Source organism: Serratia sp. NA_112.1 (genome assembly GCF_052691715.1).
This window is the reverse complement of the sequence record NZ_JBQZFO010000004.1, coordinates 445992-464177: the sequence shown is the minus strand read 5'-3', so window position 1 is coordinate 464177 and position 18186 is coordinate 445992. Positions and strand designations below refer to the sequence as shown.

General features: G+C 53.6%; 21 protein-coding genes and 1 other annotated feature. Of the genes, 15 read left to right on the top strand and 6 right to left on the bottom strand.

The features are described 5' to 3' along the window. Nucleotides 1-390 precede the first annotated feature (390 nt). The 3 genes from clpB to rluD form a co-directional block, all read right to left on the bottom strand. The gene (gene clpB / locus ACUTQ5_RS12305; protein WP_445651465.1) at nt 391-2964 is read right to left on the bottom strand and encodes an ATP-dependent chaperone ClpB; all 2574 of its coding nucleotides are present in this window, start codon (nt 2962-2964) and stop codon (nt 391-393) included. A 130-nt stretch (nt 2965-3094) separates the two neighbouring features. Further along, nucleotides 3095-3826 (bottom strand): purine nucleoside phosphorylase YfiH, encoded by a 732-nt coding sequence (gene yfiH / locus ACUTQ5_RS12300; RefSeq protein ID WP_445651464.1) that lies wholly within the window; start codon nt 3824-3826, stop codon nt 3095-3097. Next, nucleotides 3826-4803, bottom strand: coding sequence for a 23S rRNA pseudouridine(1911/1915/1917) synthase RluD (gene rluD / locus ACUTQ5_RS12295; RefSeq protein WP_135315212.1), 978 nt, complete (start codon nt 4801-4803; stop codon nt 3826-3828). The genes yfiH and rluD overlap by 1 nt, the downstream gene beginning before the upstream one ends. Before the next feature lie 131 nt (nt 4804-4934). On the opposite strand from rluD, the gene bamD reads away from it, so the two are divergent. From bamD to pheA, 4 genes are all read left to right on the top strand, one after another. After that, a complete protein-coding gene (gene bamD, locus ACUTQ5_RS12290; RefSeq protein ID WP_445651463.1) occupies nt 4935-5666 on the top strand; it encodes an outer membrane protein assembly factor BamD in 732 nt (243 codons plus the stop codon). A gap of 312 nt (nt 5667-5978) precedes the next feature. Beyond that, nucleotides 5979-6320 (top strand): ribosome-associated translation inhibitor RaiA, encoded by a 342-nt coding sequence (gene raiA / locus ACUTQ5_RS12285; protein WP_012005327.1) that lies wholly within the window; start codon nt 5979-5981, stop codon nt 6318-6320. A 122-nt stretch (nt 6321-6442) separates the two neighbouring features. Next, nucleotides 6443-6569, top strand: a sequence feature (Phe leader region). Next, nucleotides 6444-6491 (top strand): pheA operon leader peptide PheL, encoded by a 48-nt coding sequence (pheL, locus tag ACUTQ5_RS12280; RefSeq protein WP_198010413.1) that lies wholly within the window; start codon nt 6444-6446, stop codon nt 6489-6491. (Overlaps the previous feature by 48 nt.) A gap of 41 nt (nt 6570-6610) precedes the next feature. Next, the gene (pheA, locus tag ACUTQ5_RS12275; protein WP_153857977.1) at nt 6611-7768 is read left to right on the top strand and encodes a bifunctional chorismate mutase/prephenate dehydratase; all 1158 of its coding nucleotides are present in this window, start codon (nt 6611-6613) and stop codon (nt 7766-7768) included. Nucleotides 7769-7808: 40 nt separating this feature from the next. Here pheA and tyrA read toward each other — a convergent pair whose 3' ends face one another. Beyond that, nucleotides 7809-8930, bottom strand: a complete 1122-nt coding sequence (gene tyrA, locus ACUTQ5_RS12270) for a bifunctional chorismate mutase/prephenate dehydrogenase (RefSeq protein WP_445651462.1) — start codon at nt 8928-8930, stop codon at nt 7809-7811. A gap of 6 nt (nt 8931-8936) precedes the next feature. After that, complete coding sequence (locus ACUTQ5_RS12265) at nt 8937-10010, bottom strand: 3-deoxy-7-phosphoheptulonate synthase (RefSeq protein ID WP_135315208.1); 1074 nt, start codon at nt 10008-10010, stop codon at nt 8937-8939. Nucleotides 10011-10594: 584 nt separating this feature from the next. Here ACUTQ5_RS12265 and ACUTQ5_RS12260 point away from each other — a divergent pair. Further along, the gene (locus ACUTQ5_RS12260; protein WP_445651461.1) at nt 10595-11359 is read left to right on the top strand and encodes a DUF481 domain-containing protein; all 765 of its coding nucleotides are present in this window, start codon (nt 10595-10597) and stop codon (nt 11357-11359) included. Between the two features lie 52 nt (nt 11360-11411). Here ACUTQ5_RS12260 and ACUTQ5_RS12255 read toward each other — a convergent pair whose 3' ends face one another. Next, the gene (locus ACUTQ5_RS12255) at nt 11412-12308 is read right to left on the bottom strand and encodes a helix-turn-helix domain-containing protein (RefSeq protein WP_445651460.1); all 897 of its coding nucleotides are present in this window, start codon (nt 12306-12308) and stop codon (nt 11412-11414) included. 246 nt (nt 12309-12554) lie between these two features. On the opposite strand from ACUTQ5_RS12255, the gene ACUTQ5_RS12250 reads away from it, so the two are divergent. The 10 genes from ACUTQ5_RS12250 to ACUTQ5_RS12205 all read left to right on the top strand — a co-directional run bounded on the left by ACUTQ5_RS12250 (nt 12555) and on the right by ACUTQ5_RS12205 (nt 18186). Continuing rightward, the gene (locus ACUTQ5_RS12250) at nt 12555-12860 is read left to right on the top strand and encodes a hypothetical protein (protein WP_037424877.1); all 306 of its coding nucleotides are present in this window, start codon (nt 12555-12557) and stop codon (nt 12858-12860) included. A 74-nt stretch (nt 12861-12934) separates the two neighbouring features. Continuing rightward, the gene (locus ACUTQ5_RS12245; RefSeq protein ID WP_445651459.1) at nt 12935-13156 is read left to right on the top strand and encodes a TraR/DksA C4-type zinc finger protein; all 222 of its coding nucleotides are present in this window, start codon (nt 12935-12937) and stop codon (nt 13154-13156) included. 4 nt (nt 13157-13160) lie between these two features. Continuing rightward, nucleotides 13161-15224, top strand: a complete 2064-nt coding sequence (locus tag ACUTQ5_RS12240; RefSeq protein WP_445651458.1) for a replication endonuclease — start codon at nt 13161-13163, stop codon at nt 15222-15224. A 63-nt stretch (nt 15225-15287) separates the two neighbouring features. Continuing rightward, complete coding sequence (locus tag ACUTQ5_RS12235) at nt 15288-15482, top strand: hypothetical protein (protein WP_445651457.1); 195 nt, start codon at nt 15288-15290, stop codon at nt 15480-15482. A 207-nt stretch (nt 15483-15689) separates the two neighbouring features. Further along, nucleotides 15690-15893, top strand: coding sequence for a tail protein X (locus ACUTQ5_RS12230; protein WP_012005318.1), 204 nt, complete (start codon nt 15690-15692; stop codon nt 15891-15893). 3 nt (nt 15894-15896) lie between these two features. Next, entirely contained in the window at nt 15897-16115 is a 219-nt protein-coding gene (locus ACUTQ5_RS12225; RefSeq protein ID WP_445651456.1) for an HP1 family phage holin, read from the top strand. Next, a complete protein-coding gene (locus tag ACUTQ5_RS12220) occupies nt 16099-16611 on the top strand; it encodes a lysozyme (protein WP_445651455.1) in 513 nt (170 codons plus the stop codon). The genes ACUTQ5_RS12225 and ACUTQ5_RS12220 overlap by 17 nt, the downstream gene beginning before the upstream one ends. Nucleotides 16612-16650: 39 nt before the next feature. After that, on the top strand, nt 16651-17115 hold the full coding sequence (locus tag ACUTQ5_RS12215) for a phage tail protein (RefSeq protein WP_445651454.1): 465 nt from the start codon (nt 16651-16653) through the stop codon (nt 17113-17115). An 88-nt stretch (nt 17116-17203) separates the two neighbouring features. Next, nucleotides 17204-17839, top strand: coding sequence for a phage baseplate assembly protein V (locus ACUTQ5_RS12210; RefSeq protein WP_445651453.1), 636 nt, complete (start codon nt 17204-17206; stop codon nt 17837-17839). After that, nucleotides 17836-18186 carry a GPW/gp25 family protein gene (locus tag ACUTQ5_RS12205; protein WP_445651452.1) on the top strand — a complete coding sequence of 117 codons (351 nt, stop codon included), beginning with the start codon at nt 17836-17838 and terminating at the stop codon, nt 18184-18186. The genes ACUTQ5_RS12210 and ACUTQ5_RS12205 overlap by 4 nt, the downstream gene beginning before the upstream one ends.

Here is an 18186-nt window from a genome sequence, read left to right as displayed (position 1 = left end):
ATTATAGGGAGTTCTCAGAAGGCCGCAACCCCTAAATGCAAAAAACTTTTCAAGCGTTCAAATAACAACCAACAAAGTCCTTTTAGGATATTTATTAGCCAGAAAAGTGGTATTTTAAGGCCGTTAGCCCGGAAAACTCTATAAGTGCAATGAAAACAGATAAAGAAAAGGGAGCGGTCGACCGCTCCCTTCAGACTGATGACAAACCTCATTCCTGCCCAGACCTGCCCAGAGCGAGTAGAGGTCGATAAATAAAAATCAGGAAAATCAATTTGTTGATTTTCGGCTGTTCACCACAAAGCAGGAAAAACCACGCTTTTTCCTGCTTTGTCAGCAACCTAAAGGGAGCGGTCGCCCGCTCCCTTTTATCACAATGGCTATAGATAGCCGCTATTGTTTGGCGACGATATGCTCGTCTTCTACATCCAGCGTCACCGGTTTGCCCGGAATCAACTTGCCGGAAAGAATTTGCTGCGCCAATGGGTTTTCGATCTCTTGCTGGATAGCGCGTTTCAACGGACGCGCGCCATACACAGGATCGAAACCGGTTTTGCCCAGCAGCTCCAACGCCGGTTCGGTGATAGTGACTTCGTAACCGCGCTCTTCCAGACGTTTGTACAGACGCGCCAGCTGAATCTTGGCAATCTCGGCAATATGTTTCTGGCTGAGAGGGTGGAACACTACTACCTCATCTATACGGTTGATGAATTCCGGACGGAAATGATGCGTGACCATTTCCATCACCGATTCCTTCATCTGCGCGTAGTTCATCTGACCGAAGTGTTCCTGGATCAGATCGGACCCCAGGTTAGAAGTCATAATCACCACGGTATTACGGAAATCAACGGTACGTCCCTGACCATCGGTCAGACGCCCATCGTCCAATACCTGCAACAGGATGTTGAACACATCCGGGTGCGCTTTCTCCACTTCATCCAGCAGGATCACTGAATAAGGTCGACGACGTACTGCCTCGGTCAGATAACCGCCCTCTTCATACCCGACATAACCCGGAGGCGCCCCCACCAGCCGCGATACCGAATGTTTTTCCATAAACTCGGACATATCGATACGCACCATTGCGTCGTCACTGTCAAACAGGAACGAGGCCAGCGCCTTACAGAGTTCGGTTTTACCCACCCCAGTCGGGCCGAGGAACAGGAACGAACCGATAGGACGGTTTGGATCTGAAAGCCCGGCTCGGCTACGGCGAATTGCGTTAGATACCGCGCTTACTGCTTCATCCTGGCCAATGACCCGAGAATGCAGTTCCTGCTCCAAACGCAACAGCTTGTCACGCTCGCCTTCCAGCATTCTGGCAACAGGAATACCGGTAGCCCGCGCCAACACTTCGGCAATTTCTGCGTCAGTCACCCGGTTACGCAACAGCTTCATGGTTTTGCCTTCGGCCAGCGTGGCGGCGGCAAGCTGTTTTTCCAACTCAGGGATCTTGCCGTACTGCAGTTCCGACATCCGCCCCAGATCGCCAACGCGACGCGCCTGCTCTAGGGTGATCTTGACCTGCTCAAGTTCCGCTTTGATATTCTGCGTACCGGAGAGTGAAGCTTTTTCCGCCTTCCACTCTTCTTCCAGCTCTGAATATTCACGCTCTTTCTGTTCCAGCTCACCGCTAAGCATTTCCAGGCGTTTTTTGCTGGCGTCGTCCGACTCTTTACTCAGCGCCTGCTGCTCCAGCTTAAGCTGAATAATGCGACGTTCCAGACGGTCGAGCGATTCCGGCTTGGAGTCCATCTGCATGCGGATGCTGGACGCCGCCTCATCGATCAGGTCAATAGCCTTATCCGGCAATTGACGATCGGAGATATAACGGTGTGATAAGGTCGCCGCCGCAACAATCGCCGGGTCAGTGATCTGCACATGGTGATGCAGTTCATAACGTTCTTTCAGGCCTCGCAGGATCGCGATGGTGTCTTCAACGCTGGGTTCCGCCACATAGACTTTCTGGAAACGACGCTCGAGCGCCGCATCCTTCTCTATATACTGACGATATTCGTCCAGCGTGGTGGCACCGACGCAGTGTAGTTCCCCACGCGCCAGCGCCGGTTTCAACATATTGCCGGCATCCATCGCGCCATCGGCTTTACCCGCGCCGACCATAGTATGCAATTCATCAATAAACAGAATGACGCTGCCTTCCTGTTTGGACAGATCGCTCAGCACCGCTTTCAGACGCTCTTCAAACTCACCGCGGTACTTGGCCCCGGCGATCAGCGCCCCCATATCGAGGGACAGCACACGTTTATGCTTTAGGCCTTCCGGGACTTCACCATTAATGATGCGTTGCGCCAAACCTTCTACGATGGCGGTTTTACCTACGCCAGGCTCGCCGATCAACACCGGGTTGTTTTTGGTACGACGTTGCAGCACCTGAATGGTGCGACGGATCTCTTCGTCACGGCCGATAACCGGGTCAAGTTTGCCCTGCTCGGCACGTTCGGTCAGATCAATAGTGTATTTCTTCAATGCCTGACGTTGGTCTTCAGCACCTTGGTCTTCCACGCTGTCTCCACCTCGCATTTGCTCAATAGCCTTGCTGATTTTATCGGTTGTCGCACCGGCCGCTTTCAACAGATCGGTCAATGTTCCACGATCCTCAAGCACCGCCAGTACAAAGAGTTCGGAAGAAATGAATTTGTCCGCCCGCTTTTGCGCCAGCTTGTCGCACAGGTTAAGGACACGCACCAGTTCATGGGACGGTTGAACGTCACCACCGGTACCTTCGACTTGAGGCTGACGAGACAGTGCCTGTTCGATTTCAGTGCGCACGCGCCCTGCATCAATACCGGCAGAAGTTAAGAGTGGACGAACCGTGCCCCCGTCCTGATTGAGTAAAGCGCTCATCAGATGTAACGGTTCAATAAACTGGTTGTCGCGCCCAAGGGCTAAAGATTGGGCATCGGCGAGAGCAAGCTGGAATTTGTTAGTAAGACGATCCAGACGCATAACACCTCCAAGATGAGTCGAAATTGCTACTGGAGATTAAATGAGGTCATCCCTCAAAAATTCAAGGTTATTTCGACTGTATATTTTCGGTACTACATCATGCGTCTTTGGACCGTCCTAATTCAATAGGTTATATCAGCCAGATTAAACTTGCCAGACGTCCGGTTATTCCATCACGACGATAAGAGAAAAAATGACTGATTTCGCTCACCGTACAGCGATCGCCACCGTAGATGGCGTGGATGCCTGCGCGTTGCAGGCGCTGACGAGCTAATAAATAGATATCGGCCAGGAATTTATCACCCTGGGGGGTGAAAGCTGCCGCCGCGGCGTCATCCACAGCAATAAATGCCGCACGGACCTCCGGCCCCACCTCAAACTGCTGCGGGCCAATCGCCGGACCGAGCCAGGCATTGATACGAGCCGGTTCAGCAGCAAAAGCAGCCAGAGTTTGTTCCAGCACGCCATTGCACAACCCACGCCAACCAGCATGGGCTGCTGCAACTTCATCACCGGCCTGCGAGCAAAACAGCACCGGCAAGCAATCCGCCGTCATCACGGCACATACTTGCCCCGGGACATTACTGTAAACGGCATCCGCTTGCAGGTCAGCTAGCGTTTGCCCATCCAGCCGCACTACACGGGTACCATGAACCTGCTCCAGCCAGACTGGCATCTGCGGCAAGTCGGCCCCCATCACCAGCCGTTGGCGGTTATCCGCCACTGCCCGCGCATCGTCACCCACGTGGGTTCCGAGGTTGAGCGAGTCATACGGCGGCAAACTAATACCGCCATGACGAGTAGTACTGCAGGCTTTTACCCCTGCCGGCAACGGCCAATCGGGCAGGATGAGCGTATCCATTACCAGTTCATCTGATCTTTAAATTCTTCGGTATCGGCTTTCAGCGCGTTAATCAAATCGACCATATCCTGAGGCAGCGGCGCATGCCACTCCATCTGGATACCGCTGATGGGATGATATAAACGCAGCATGGTAGCGTGCAGTGCCTGACGATCGAAACCGCGCAGCGTGGCAATAAATGCATCCGACGCACCTTTTGGTGGACGCGGACGGCCACCGTACAGCTGATCGCCCACCAACGGATGATTGATATGTGACATATGCACGCGGATCTGGTGAGTACGGCCGGTTTCCAGACGCAGACGCAGACGAGTGTGCGCACGGAAGTGCTCCATAATACGGTAATGCGTCACCGCGGGTTTCCCCATCGGGTGCACTGCCATATGGGTGCGCTTGGTCGAATGGCGCGAAATTGGCTCTTCGACAGTACCGCCGGCGGTCATGGTACCAATGGCGACCGCTTCATATTCACGGGTAATATCCCGCGCCTGCAGCGCTTCTACCAGTCGGGTTTGCGCCGGAACAGTTTTGGCCACGACCATCAAACCGGTCGTGTCCTTGTCCAAACGGTGCACGATGCCGGCACGTGGCACATCGGCAATTTCAGGATAGTAATGCAGCAACGCATTGAGCACCGTGCCATCCGGGTTACCGGCGCCAGGGTGCACGACCAGGTCGCGTGGCTTGTTGATGACCAGAATATCACTGTCTTCGTAGACGATATTCAGCGCGATGTCCTGCGGTTCCCAACGGGCATCTTCTTCTATCTGTGCATCAATGGCGACCGTCTCTCCCCCCAGTACCTTCTCTTTCGGTTTGTTTATCGTTTTGCCATTAACCTGTACCCGATCGTCCAGGATCCAATCTTTTATGCGAGATCGTGAATAATCAGGGAACAATTCGGCCAAAGCCTGATCTAAACGTTGTCCGAGTTGAGATTCGGCCACCGTTGCGGTGAGTTGTACTTGTTGTGCCATATGCAGCTTCTTCGTTAACGTTGGGTTTTCACGGCGATGCCGTTTAATATAATGTGCTATTGTAACTGGTCTTTGTCGGGAGCTTAACGGACAGTCTCCCGGAATAACACCCTGAGGATAATCAAAACGTCATGACGCGTATGAAATATCTGGTGGCGGCAGCCACGTTGAGCCTGGCGCTGGCAGGTTGCTCCACATCCAAGGATGCGGTTCCCGACAACCCACCTTCGGAAATCTATGCTACTGCCCAGCAAAAACTGCAGGACGGTAACTTTAAGGGCGCGATTACGCAACTCGAAGCGTTAGATAACCGCTATCCTTTCGGGCCGTACTCTCAGCAGGTTCAGTTGGACCTGATTTATGCCTACTACAAATCTGCCGATTTACCACTGGCTCAGGCGTCTATCGATCGTTTCATGCGTCTGAACCCTACGCACCCAAACATCGACTACGTGATGTACATGCGTGGTCTGACCGATATGGCGTTGGATGACAGTGCATTGCAAGGCTTCTTCGGGGTCGATCGTTCAGACCGCGATCCACAGCATGCTCGCGCTGCGTTTCGCGATTTCAGCCAGCTGATTCAGCAATACCCGAACAGTCAGTATGTGACCGATGCCAACAAGCGCCTAGTGTATCTGAAAGACCGCCTGGCCAAGTATGAGCTTTCGGTGGTGGAATACTACACTAAACGCGGTGCCTACGTCGCGGTCGTTAATCGCACCGAACAGATGCTACGTGAATATCCGGATACCAAAGCGACGCGCGACGCGCTGCCGCTGATGGAAAATGCGTATAAGCAGTTGCAATTGAACGGTCAGGCCGACAAAGTGGCCAAAGTGATTGCCGCCAACCCGGCATAACCGAATTGGCAACGGCAGAAAAACAAAACGGCAGCTTCGGCTGCCGTTTTCATTTGCTGTGAACTTAGCCAGAGCTGGAAAAATACACGAGCAAAAACACGATGTTAGCAAGTCTGCCTCACCGCTTATCCTTTCAATAATGCGCGTTCTGCTCACAAGACTCAAGCGTTAGATAGCCAATTCAAATGCTGAATCACAGATTGAACTAACTTTGCAAAAAGTGACAAAAATACGTGATTTTCATCACACATTTAAGCAAAAAGCGAGGTATGCTGGATCCATCCAAGACGGAAAGACAGAGAGGTAAGTTATATGACATTGAACATTACCAGCAAACAAATGGATATCACTCCCGCAATCCGCAGTCACGTCGAAGACCGTCTCACCAAACTGGAAAAATGGCAGGCCCAACTGATTAACCCACATATCGTCTTATCCAAAGAACCGAAAGGGTTTGTTGCCGACGCCACCATTACTACCCCTAACGGCCCGCTGGTCGCCAGCGCTAAACATGAAGACATGTACACCGCCGTTAACGATCTGATCGCCAAGCTGGAGCGTCAGTTGAATAAGGTGCAGCACAAAGGCGAAGCACGCCGTGCCGCAACCAGCGTGAAGGACATCATTCCGGAAGTAGAACCGGAACAGGAATAACCGTTTAGCGGCTGTTTCACATCAAACGCGCCTGAGGGCGCGTTTTTTGTCTGGTTTTTTTATTGACGAGATAAAGGCCTGCGGTTACTTTAAAACCTGTCTCACGCATACTCTGGATAACCCATGCTCCGTAAACCGTTTTTCTTCGCATTCTTTTTTACCTTCCCCTGATTGGGAGGCGTTTCGTCGTGTGATAAAGAATGCGAAGACGAACAGTAAAGCCTCCTGAAACCAGGGGGCTTTTTTTATGGCTATTTACGACGTATAAAAATATAAGGCAGAAGCTGATTATGACTGACAACCCGTTACTCGTGCTGCGCGAACGCATCAGCGCACTGGATCTGAAACTGCTGTCCCTGCTGGCAGAACGCCGTGAGCTAGCGGTAGAAGTAGGGAAAACCAAGCTTCACTCTCATCGTCCAATCCGGGATAAAGAGCGTGAGCGCGACCTGCTGGACGCCCTGATCGCTGCCGCCAAGCCCTACGATCTGGACGGGTTCTACGTCACCCGCCTGTTCCAACTGATTATCGAAGACTCGGTATTAACCCAGCAGTCGTTACTGCAAAACCAGCTCAATCAAGTCAGTCAGCATTCAGCCCGCATCGCTTTCCTCGGCCCGAAAGGCTCTTATTCACACCTGGCCGCACGCCAATACGCAGCTCGTCATTTCGATCAGTTGATCGAGTGTGGTTGCCAGAAATTCCAGGACATATTTACCCAGGTCGAAACCGGTCAGGCAGATTACGCCATTCTGCCAATCGAAAATACCAGCTCAGGTTCGATTAACGACGTCTACGATCTGCTGCAGCACACCAGCCTGTCGATCGTCGGCGAACTGACCAACCCTATCGATCACTGCGTCCTGGTCGCCAGCGACACCGATCTAGCCCAGATCGAAGTCGTGTATAGCCACCCGCAGCCATTCCAACAGTGCAGCCAGTTCATTAATCGTTATCCGCACTGGAAAATCGAATATTGTGAAAGCACTGCCGCAGCGATGGAAAAAGTCGCCAAATTGAACTCGCCAAAAGCCGCAGCGCTAGGCAGCGAAGCTGGCGGCGCGCTGTATGGCCTGCAGGTACTGGAACACAATCTGGCCAATCAACAGCAGAACATCACCCGTTTCATCGTGCTGGCGCGTAAGGCTATCGACGTCTCTGAGCAGGTGCCGGCTAAAACCACGCTGATCATGGCCACCGGGCAGCAGTCTGGTGCACTGGTTGAAGCACTGCTGGTGTTACGCGAGAACGGTATCATCATGACCAAACTGGAATCTCGCCCGATTAACGGCAATCCTTGGGAAGAAATGTTTTATATCGATGTGCAGGCTAACCTGCGTTCTGAATCAATGCAGAAAGCATTGAGGGATTTGACGCCTATCACTCGCTCGCTGAAGGTGTTGGGCTGCTATCCCAGCGACAACGTGGTGCCGGTCAATCCATCCTGATGATGTAAAAAAGGGTTCGGCATTGCCGAACCCGGATACTCTATTGTCGGTTGTCATTCGCCTGACGCAGCAACGAACGGCTTTCCACCAGGAAACGCTGCGCATACTCGCCAAACCAATGCTCGACCTTCTGGAAACTTTGAATAAACGCCTGTTTATCACCCTGTTCCAGCAGTTTGATCGCCTCACCGAAGCGCTGATAGTAACGTTTGATTAGCGCAATGTTCTCTTCCGACGACATGATGATATCTGCGTACAACTGAGGATCCTGCGCAAACAGCCGTCCGACCATCGCCAACTCCAATCGGTAGATAGGTGAAGAGAGTGCCAGCAACTGCTCCAACTGAACGTTTTCCTCCGCCAAATGCAGACCATAGGCAAAGGTGGCAAAATGGCGCAGCGCCTGAATGAACGCCATGTTCTGATCGTGCTCAACCGCGCTGATACGGTGCAAACGCGCGCCCCATACCTGCAACTGCTCCAGCAACCATTGATAGGCTTGCGGCTCGCGCCCATCGCAATAGACCACCACCTGCTTGGCCACGCTGCCTACGTCCGGACCAAACATCGGATGCAGACCCACCACCGGGCCAGAGTGCGCTGCCAACATGGCATTTAGCGGACGATTTTTTACCGAAGCCAGATCGACCAGGATACAGTCCGCCGGCAGCGGAGGTAATCTTTCAATCACCTGTTCAGTCACGTGAATCGGCACGCTGACAATCACCATTCCGGCGTCTGCCAGCAAAGTATCGGCCTGCGGCCAATCTTGCTGATCCAATACCTTGACCTGGTAGCCGGACAACGTCAGCAGGCGATTAAACAACCGGCCCATTTGGCCGTTACCACCGATAATGACAATCGGACGTAGCTGTGGGTTCAGAGTTTTAAAGCCTTTGTCGTTTTCGCTGACATAAGACTCACGCATTACCCGGCGTAGCACGTCCTCGATCAGATCAGGGGGGACACCAAGATTTACTGCTTCCTGACGCCTTGAGGCCAACATCGCCGCCTCACGTTCAGGAACATATACCGGTAATCCGTGGTGGCTCTTAACCTCACCTACTTCTGCCACCAGATGCAGGCGTTTTGCCAGCAGCTCCAGCAGCGCCTTATCCACTTCGTCGATTTGATCGCGCAACGCGGTCAGTTCAGCCACCATAACTTACTACTCTCCAGTACGTGCCGTCAGCGCAGTGCCGAGTTCCTGGTGCATATGGCGCAGAAGCGTCTCTGTACTTTCCCAGTTAATGCAGGCATCGGTAACAGAAACCCCGTAGCGCATATCTGCACGCGGTTGCTCAGAGGACTGGCTGCCTTCGTGCAGGTGGCTTTCCAGCATGATGCCGGTGATCGAACGGTTACCCGCTTTAATCTGCTCTACCACGGACTCGGCAACCGTCGGCTGACGGCGATAGTCTTTATTCGAATTGCCATGGCTGCAATCTATCATCAAGGACGGGTGGAGTCCCGCCTCCTGCATCTGTTTTTCACAGGCCGCAACGTCTTCGGCACTGTAGTTCGGCGTTTTGCCACCGCGCAGGATCACGTGCCCATCCGGGTTACCCTGCGTTTGCAGCAGGCACACTTGCCCTGCCTGGTTAATGCCGACAAAACGGTGTGGCATAGCCGCTGCACGCATCGCGTTGATTGCCGTGCCCAGGCTACCGTCGGTACCGTTTTTGAAGCCCACCGGCATTGACAAGCCTGAAGCCATCTCGCGGTGAGTTTGCGATTCTGTAGTACGCGCACCAATTGCTGACCAACTGAACAAGTCGCCCAGGTATTGCGGGCTGTTCGGATCCAACGCTTCTGTCGCCAACGGCAGGCCCATACCTACCAGATCCAGCAACAGACGACGCGCGATGTGCAGACCTGCTTCAACATCAAACGAACCATCCATGTACGGATCGTTAATCAGACCTTTCCAGCCAACGGTGGTTCGTGGTTTTTCAAAATAGACGCGCATTACGATATATAGCTGATCGCTCAATTCAGCCGACAGGGTTTTCAAATGACGGGCGTAATCCAGGGCAGCATCCGGGTCGTGGATAGAACAGGGTCCGCACACCACCAGCAGGCGATGATCACGCCCCTGCAAAATATCAGCGATGGTTTTGCGCGCGGTCGCGATTTCATTTTCATCGCTGGCGCTGAGCGGGAACTGGTTCTTCAGTTCTTCCGGAGTAATCAGAATTTGTTCTGCACTGATATGAACGTTATTAAGCGCGTCTTTTTGCATGATGCTATTCCTGTCGTTTGCCGTTATGCGTAAGCGTTAATACAACCTTGAGCGTTTCAGGTCCTTACCATACCATGCGATGTAAAGTTTTCAATCCGATATCTGTAAATAAAAAATTACCAATGAAAAACCATCTTGAAATGTCGTATTAAAAAAGAATGTAAAACAAAATTAACAACATGATTTATAAATAAAAATATTAAAATTAAACCAAGATTTTCTTTTATCCCTTTTAACCTTAAAGGGTGGGCACCATTGCCATAAAGTGTAAATATAAATATACACAATATATTCCACGGCAAAGTATCAGGCCGCGATACAGTTCTCGGTCTCATCCGGATGATCGAGCACGGCAGCCCACCCGCTGTTGCTACCAGGCGACAACCTTAGCCAAAACCCAGTCAAACGCTAAGGATACTCAGCATGATATGCCGCAGGAAGGGATTAATTAAGTAGAAGAAAAGTGAATAAGTAAGGATGAGAAATTAAAAACTTAAGCTAATCGTAGCTATTTTGGTCGCCATGACGAACCGATATAATGTGACTGACATCACTTATAATCACTCTTAACAACTGGATCCAAAATGCTCTCTTTACGCGCTCGCCGCGCTATTCCGCTGTTCATTAGCTGCTTAACGACTTTCACCAGTGTTTCAGCCCTTGCCGACAATACACTTTTCACCGCGATGGACGATCCGGCCACCGCCAAAAAACCGTTTGAAGGCAACATCCAGGCCGGTTACAACTCGCAGTCAGGCAACTCACAAAGCTCTACCCTGTTGGCCAATACCAGCATGACCTGGTTCAACAGCGATGCCGCCTACAGCCTGTGGGGAGCCGCCAACAACACCACTTCCTCTAACGTGCGCTCGTCAGAAAAGTATCAGGCCGGTGGTCGTACTCGTTATAATCTGTCCGATCGTAACTACCTGTTCGGTCAGGCGAGCTGGCTGAGCGATCGCTTCAACGGTTATGACTCCCGTTCCACGTTGACCGGCGGTTATGGTCGCCAAATCCTCAATGGGCCGCTTAGCGATCTGCGAGTTGAATTCGGTCCGGGCGTGCGTCACGATGAATATCATGGCGGTGGTCGCTCCACCAAAGCGCTGGCTTACGGCGCAGCCAACTATTCGTATCAGTTGACCGACAATACCAAGTTCACCGAGGGCGTTTCCGCCCTGGCTAACGAAGAAACCACCTTGAACTCCGAAACCGCGCTAAGCGTCGCAATTAACGAAAGGTTCGCACTGCGTCTGGCTTATAACGTGACTTACAACAGCAAGCCGCCAGCCTCAGCACCGAAGAATACCGACACCACGACTTCCATCAGTCTGGTATACGGTCTGTAATCCTTTCGCCCAGGACACTGATTCCACCAAGCCCATCATCGATGGGCTTTTTTTATGCCTGAGGTGTCAGAGTCAACCAGACCATGCCCAAGGCTTTCAGCGCATCGGTGGAACACTGGAAGTCAGCATTTCCCCCACTGACCTGTACCTGATTACCCGGCAAACGCGCAATATCATAGACGTCGATATTGCCGTCGATATCGATCAACCAACGGCCATTGGCAATGTGCGTCACGGCCAAATCTACCAGCCAGGATAACCGACCGCCGTCAACGTAAGCCGGCTGCGCTACCCCTGCCGAGATCAGCGAACTGTCCGCCAACCATTCTCCCGCATCTTTCAACTGCCCGGCGACGAGCCAGTATTTCGGCAGCGCCCGCCCGCCAGTCGGTACCGCCACCGCCGTGCTGCCACTGCCCATTTCCCCCTGCCCGGTTGCCAGCCACAACAGAGAAACACCGGTATCCAGAGCGCAAGTCACCACGATATCTCCCGGGAAATAGTTACGACGAACCCAGGTGCTCATGGTGCCCGACGAAATACCCAGTAAATCTCCCAGTTCTTTCTGCAGACTGAAGCCATAGGCATCGAGAATGCGCCGCAGCACACCTTTACCGCCAGAAGCCAGAACCCGCTCGTAAAGCGCTTTTCCCTGCGCGGGTTGAATCGGTTTACGTTCACTTTTTGCTTTTGCAAGCTCTCCGGTCATAAGCCAGGCCAAATCAGCGCCCGTAGCCAGTGCGCAGCTGATGATCACATAACCGGGCACGCTGCCACGTTGCTGCCAACTGCTGATGTTGTTAGGGGCTATCCCCAGGATTTCACTCAGCTCTTTCTGCGTGCCAACACCATAAGATGAAAGGATCCTTTCAATCACTGCGCCTACTGAGGCGTTATCGTTCACAGTATCTTCACGCATATCATCACCGATTAAAATCAAAATTTGCATTTACAAGTCGCATTTTGCGATCTAAAGTGCCACATGAATGTTTCACAAACGGCTTAAATGTCACTTTAGTTAAGATGATGCGACATGATTGATGAAAATGCAAACATCGTGGTAGTCCAATAGCAAGTTATGCTGCCATTGGTTAACGGTAAGCAGGCACGTTGCTCACAGAGTGAGGGTGATTCGAACCGAGATCCGCCTCGCTTTTGCAAGCCCATATATCACTTAGCATCCAGGGAGGTTGCCATGCTGTTGGCGAATGAAGAACAACGGGCTATCGGCCTACGGCGTATCGCTGAAATCCGCCGCACGCTATTCGCCCAATATAAAAATCAGGCCGAGGAGATCTACAACACGGCACCGCTGCATCTACGTCACACGCTCTGCTTTCATGCAGGCCTGACCGAGCGTCACGTGATGTTGCAGTTCCACGAGATGAGCTATCCCCAGCGACAGAAAATTGTCGCTGCACTCAATGCATTCATTGAACTGGGCAAATCACTGCCGCGCTATATCAGCGAAGAGGATTGCCTGCTGAATCAGAAAAAATAGCCGTTCTGCAACCTCTGGCGTGCAACCCGCCGGATGTCGCCCGGCCCAAATTTACCCTATCTGGAGAACACACCATGGCTGATACCATAGATATGGCGCAAGAACGCCAGGCCTTGATGCTCGAAAAGCAGATCGCGCACGCCAGGCCCGTAGTCACCCAAGCCTCAGCTCAGTTTTGCGTAGACTGTGACGGGGAGATCCCGGAGGTACGACGCCGCGCTATTCCCGGCGTAAGCCGCTGCGTAGCCTGCCAGGAGATCGCAGAGGCCCAGCAACGTCACTTTATCCGACGTTAATACGATGCTGGCTCCCCCCGACCTTATTGGCCCCCCGCCTTCGCCCTTGTTTGAAGGTGCCTATCCCTGGAATGCTCCGCGGCCAGCCATTGGCCGCGAACCCACGCTTAACCGCGATCGGCTACGCCAGTGGCAGGCCTCGCTGTGCCGCATCAACACCCTGCCTTATTATTTGCGCATAAAGTTTACCGAGCGCCACCAACTTCTGTTGCGTCAGCAAGGTGCGCAGGCTGCCTGGCACTACCTGGTGCGGGTTTTCGACCGCCGCCTATGGCCACGGATCCAACAAGTGAACAATAAATTTGGCCAAAATCACCAAGCCTCAATGCACTTTGGCAATGAGGCCGACAACTATAGCGCTTTGCCAACGCTGGGCGACAAGGCGCTGGAACAATTGGCAAAACGAATCGCAGGTCAGTTACTGGCACTTTATCAAAGTGAGTGCGACACCTTACTGACCCGGCACGCGGGAGCCTCTTCTGTCCTGCTGCGGGACGAAATTCAATCAAAACTGTATGGCCAGATTGCAAGCATGGCACGCGCTTTTAATATTCAGCCCATGCACTGGCACTGTTATCGCAAAGGATTGTTGGACAGCCACCGCGCGGTAGCGGCACTCTCCAGACTGACCAGCGATCGTTGGTGGCTGCGGCGCCTGAAGATGCAACGTATGCAGTGGCGCGAAGCGCTGCTGATCGCCATTGGCAACGTCAGCCGCAACACTTCCCCCTATGCCAGCCGTCAGGCTATTCGTGACGTGAAGGCGCGCCGTCAATCAAATCAGGATTATCTTCGCCGCTGCGATTTGGAAAATACCGTTACCGGGGAGCGTGTCGATCTGATGGAGAAAGTGCTGAGCAGCATCGCCAACCCGGCTATCCGCCGTATGGAGCTGATGAATACCCTCGCAGGCATTGAAACTTACGCCGCGCGCAGCACCCATATCGGGCTGTTTGTCACCCTGACGACTCCCGCACGTTTTCATCCCACTCGAACCCTTGGCGGCCACGGCAAGGCACGCTTCAATCACCGTTGGGATCCTGAAGACTTCACCCCAAAAGACGGCCAACGCTACCTGGTGAAGCAATGGAGCAAAATGCGCACCGCATTTAAGGATCGTCAACTTCAGGTCTACGGTATCCGGGTGGTGGAACCACACCACGACGGTACACCGCATTGGCACCTGATGCTATTTACTCCCCATCATCACCGTCAACCGGTGATCGATATTCTGCTCCGTTATGCACTGCAGCAGGATGCCGGGGAACCCGGAGCGCAAGAGAATCGTCTCCAGTATAAGCACCTGAATCGAGGGGGGGCGACAGCTTATATGGCCAAATACATTGCCAAGAATCTCGATGGCTATGCGCTGGAGGAAGAACTCGATCATGAGACTGGTACCCCCCTGAGTGAAACCGCCAATGCCGTCAGCGCCTGGGCCAGCACCTGGCGTATTCCGCAGTTTCATCCTTTTGGTTTGCCCAGCATGGGCGCATACCGCGAGTGTCGGCGCATTCGTGGACAAAGCCTGACGCAGCTGTTCGATGAGCGAACCGAAGCCGTACGCGCCGCTGCCGATACTGGCGACTTTTCCGGTTATATCGATGCCCAGGGCGGTGCCAACGTGCCCCGCAGCCGGCAATGGGTACGTGTAGCGCGTGATGATGCGCCCACACTGAACAGTTATGACGAACGAGTGCAAAAAGTGGTCGGTATTTATGCTCCTCATCTGGGCTCCGAACGGGTATACCGGACAAGGACGCTGCAATGGCGCATCGTCGCCAAAAGCAGCGAATCTGCGACACCTTGGAGTTCTGTCAATAACTGTGGATCCGCTCCCTTTAACGGCCCGAAACTGGCGCCCTCCGCACGTCTGACTCCAGCACAACAGCAGTATTGCCTGACGATTGCCCGCGATCTTCGACAGACAGGTATCGATCCTCAGCGCTGGCAGCTGGAAGTATTAGCAAGAGGAGGGAAAATCAGCTTTGACGGTCAACTTGTACAATTTCCGCTAATCAATGACTGGGCCAATTTTTACTGCACAAATGATAAATCCAATCATTGACGCCTTTAGCGTTTTGCTTAATACTGTATAAATAAACAGTATACTTAAGAGAGGGCAAGAACAGTGGAAATTATGGATAAACAACAGCTAACACTGTCCCGCATCCAGTTCATCGCCGATGTTTCGCAGGCTGCGCAGTGCAATGCCGCCGAATTTCTGATCGCCATGTCGCTGATTTCGGATCTGGCCGGCCAGGTGCTGCCAAACAATGATTATCAAGAAATATTTTACCCGGCCGACGGACAAGACTCTCGTTAAACCAGCCCCTGCTTACGCTAAACCCCCCCTTTTCCAACACCCGCCGCCGGCGGGTGTTTTCGTTTCTGCGTCCGGTATTTTCTGTCCTCGGTTGTGCCAGCCCATCCACAACCCCATCGCGTTGCCGACGCCTGCCTGCTACGGGAAACTGGCGCATATCCAGGGCCTTCGCGCCTACGGCATTTTCCCCCACGCAGGAGCGTAATGATGAAAATTTATGCACAACAGGGCGACACCATCGACGCGATTTGCTGGCGCTATTACGGCAGCACTCAGCGACTGGTGGAGCAGGTCTATCTCGCTAATCGCGATCTGGCCGACGCAGGCCCGCTACTCCCCCACGGTCATCCGGTCGAACTGCCGGATCTGCCAGCGGCCGCTCAACGAGAAACCGTCAAACTGTGGGACTAAGCGATGGAAAAACTCACCTCAACGCTTGCCTACCTCACGGCGGCCTGCCTGGCCTGGATGGGGCAACATTCCACACAGGACATTGCCCTCTTGGTCGGCGCTGCGGTCGGCGTCGGTACTTTCGCCGTCAATTGGTACTACCAGCGTAAAAGTTACCAGCTGTTGAAATCGTTAAAAAAAAACGGTTTGAAACGCGGAGTCTACGATGAGCTCACTCGCTAAACGCTGCAGCGTGGCGGCTATTCTGGCCCTCGCTACCCTGCTGCCGCAGTTCAATACCCTGCACACCTCTGAGCAGGGATTGCGGCTGATTGCCGATTTCGAAGGCTGCCGGCTCGCCCCCTATCAGTGCAGTGCCGGAGTCTGGACCAACGGTATCGGCCATACCGCCGGTGTGAAATCCGGCTCCGTCATCAACGAACGCCAGGCAGCGGCCAATCTTATCGAGGATGTCCGCGCCGTCGAACAAGGGATAGCCCGTTGCATGACGGTAGAGATGCCTCAGCCGGTTTACGACGCGGTCAGCGCCTTTGCCTTCAACGTTGGCGTCAGCGCTGCCTGCAATTCCACATTGGCCACCTTTATCAAACGCCGACAATGGCAGGCAGCTTGCGATCAGCTACCGCGCTGGATCTATGTCAAGGGCGTTAAAAGCCAGGGGCTCGAACGCCGTCGCACTGCCGAACGGGCGCTGTGCCTGCAAGGTGTCCAGCGCTGATCACAGCTGCTTCGACTCAACCATTCAAGGAGAGACATCATGTTAAAACCCGAGCAGTTACGTACTGCGCTGACCACCGCTCTGCCAGACCTGCAGACGCACCCCGATAAGTTACACATCAGCCTGGATAACGGCCGCGTAGTCTCGACATTAGGCCCTTCGCTGTCATTCGAATACCAATACCAGCTCAATCTGACGCTGAGCGATCAGACAACCGAAGAAGACCTGGTGATGGTCACAGTCCTGTCCTGGATGCGTAGCCACCAGCCCGACATTCTCGCCAACCCGGATAAACGTAAAAACGGTTTTGCCTTTAAACGCGACGTCAGCGCCGCCGGCCAGCTTGATCTTCAGTTGCAATTGACCGAACGCATCCAGGTGGAACAGCGCGAGGGTGCACTGCATATCACCCCCCTGGCCGAGCCGCCGGAGCCGGAGAACGTCATTCGCTTCACCCGTGTTTACCTGCACGGCGAGCTGATCAGCCAATTTCAGCAGCCATAAACTGACCCTGGGGACGGCTTCTGTTGTGCTGGCGTCAGCTAAACGCCGCCGCGTTGTCGCCCCCCTTATACGGCGGCATTCTTAACAGATGAACACAGACAACTTCGATATTCAGCGCCTGGTGCGCAACCTGATACGCATCGGCACCATCAGCGAGCTCGACCTCGAACGCGGGCGCTGTCGCGTTGCTACCGGTGGCAACCTCACCGACTGGCTTAACTGGCTAACCGGCCGAGCCGGTGATGCTCGTTACTGGTGGGCACCCAGCGTAGGTGAACAGGTGCTGGTGCTGTCGCTGGGAGGCGAGCTCGACACCGCCTTCGTGCTACCCGGCATTTTTTCCGATGCCCATCCCGCGCCGTCAACCTCGGCTCAGGCGGCACACATCACCTTCCCTGACGGCGCGGTGATCGAATACGAACCGGCAGCAGGGGCACTGAAAGTCACGGGTATCAAAAGCGCCACCATTGAAGCCACAGAGCAGGTGAGCGTCACTGCACCGGCCATCACCTGTCGTGCAACGAGCAAGATCACGCTGGATGCCCCCGAAGTGGAATGCACCCAGCTATTAACCACCGGCACCATCGCCATCAGGCAGGGTGGCTCGATGACCGGCGATCTCAACCACTCCGGCGGCAGCATCAGTTCTAACGGCGTGGTGGTACATAGCCACACCCACGGCGGCGTGCAAAACGGCGGAGGCCAAACGGATAAACCAGTATGAATAACGCGAAATATTTCGGCATGAACCGCGGCTCAGGCCGCACGATCACCGATCTTGACCATATCCGCCAATCGGTTAGCGACATTTTAATCACTCCGATCGGCTCACGCATCATGCGCCGCAATTACGGTTCGCTGCTGTCCGAGCTGCTGGATCAGCCGCAAAACGACGTGCTGCGGTTGCAGATTATGGCCGCCTGCTACAGCGCGCTGCTGCAATGGGAGCCGCGCATTCAACTTAGCGGCATCACCTTTAACACCACCATCGACGGAAAAATGGTGGTCGACATTACCGGCAACCGTACCGATACGCCGGATACCTTTTCTCTTTCTGTTTCTGTGAGCTGA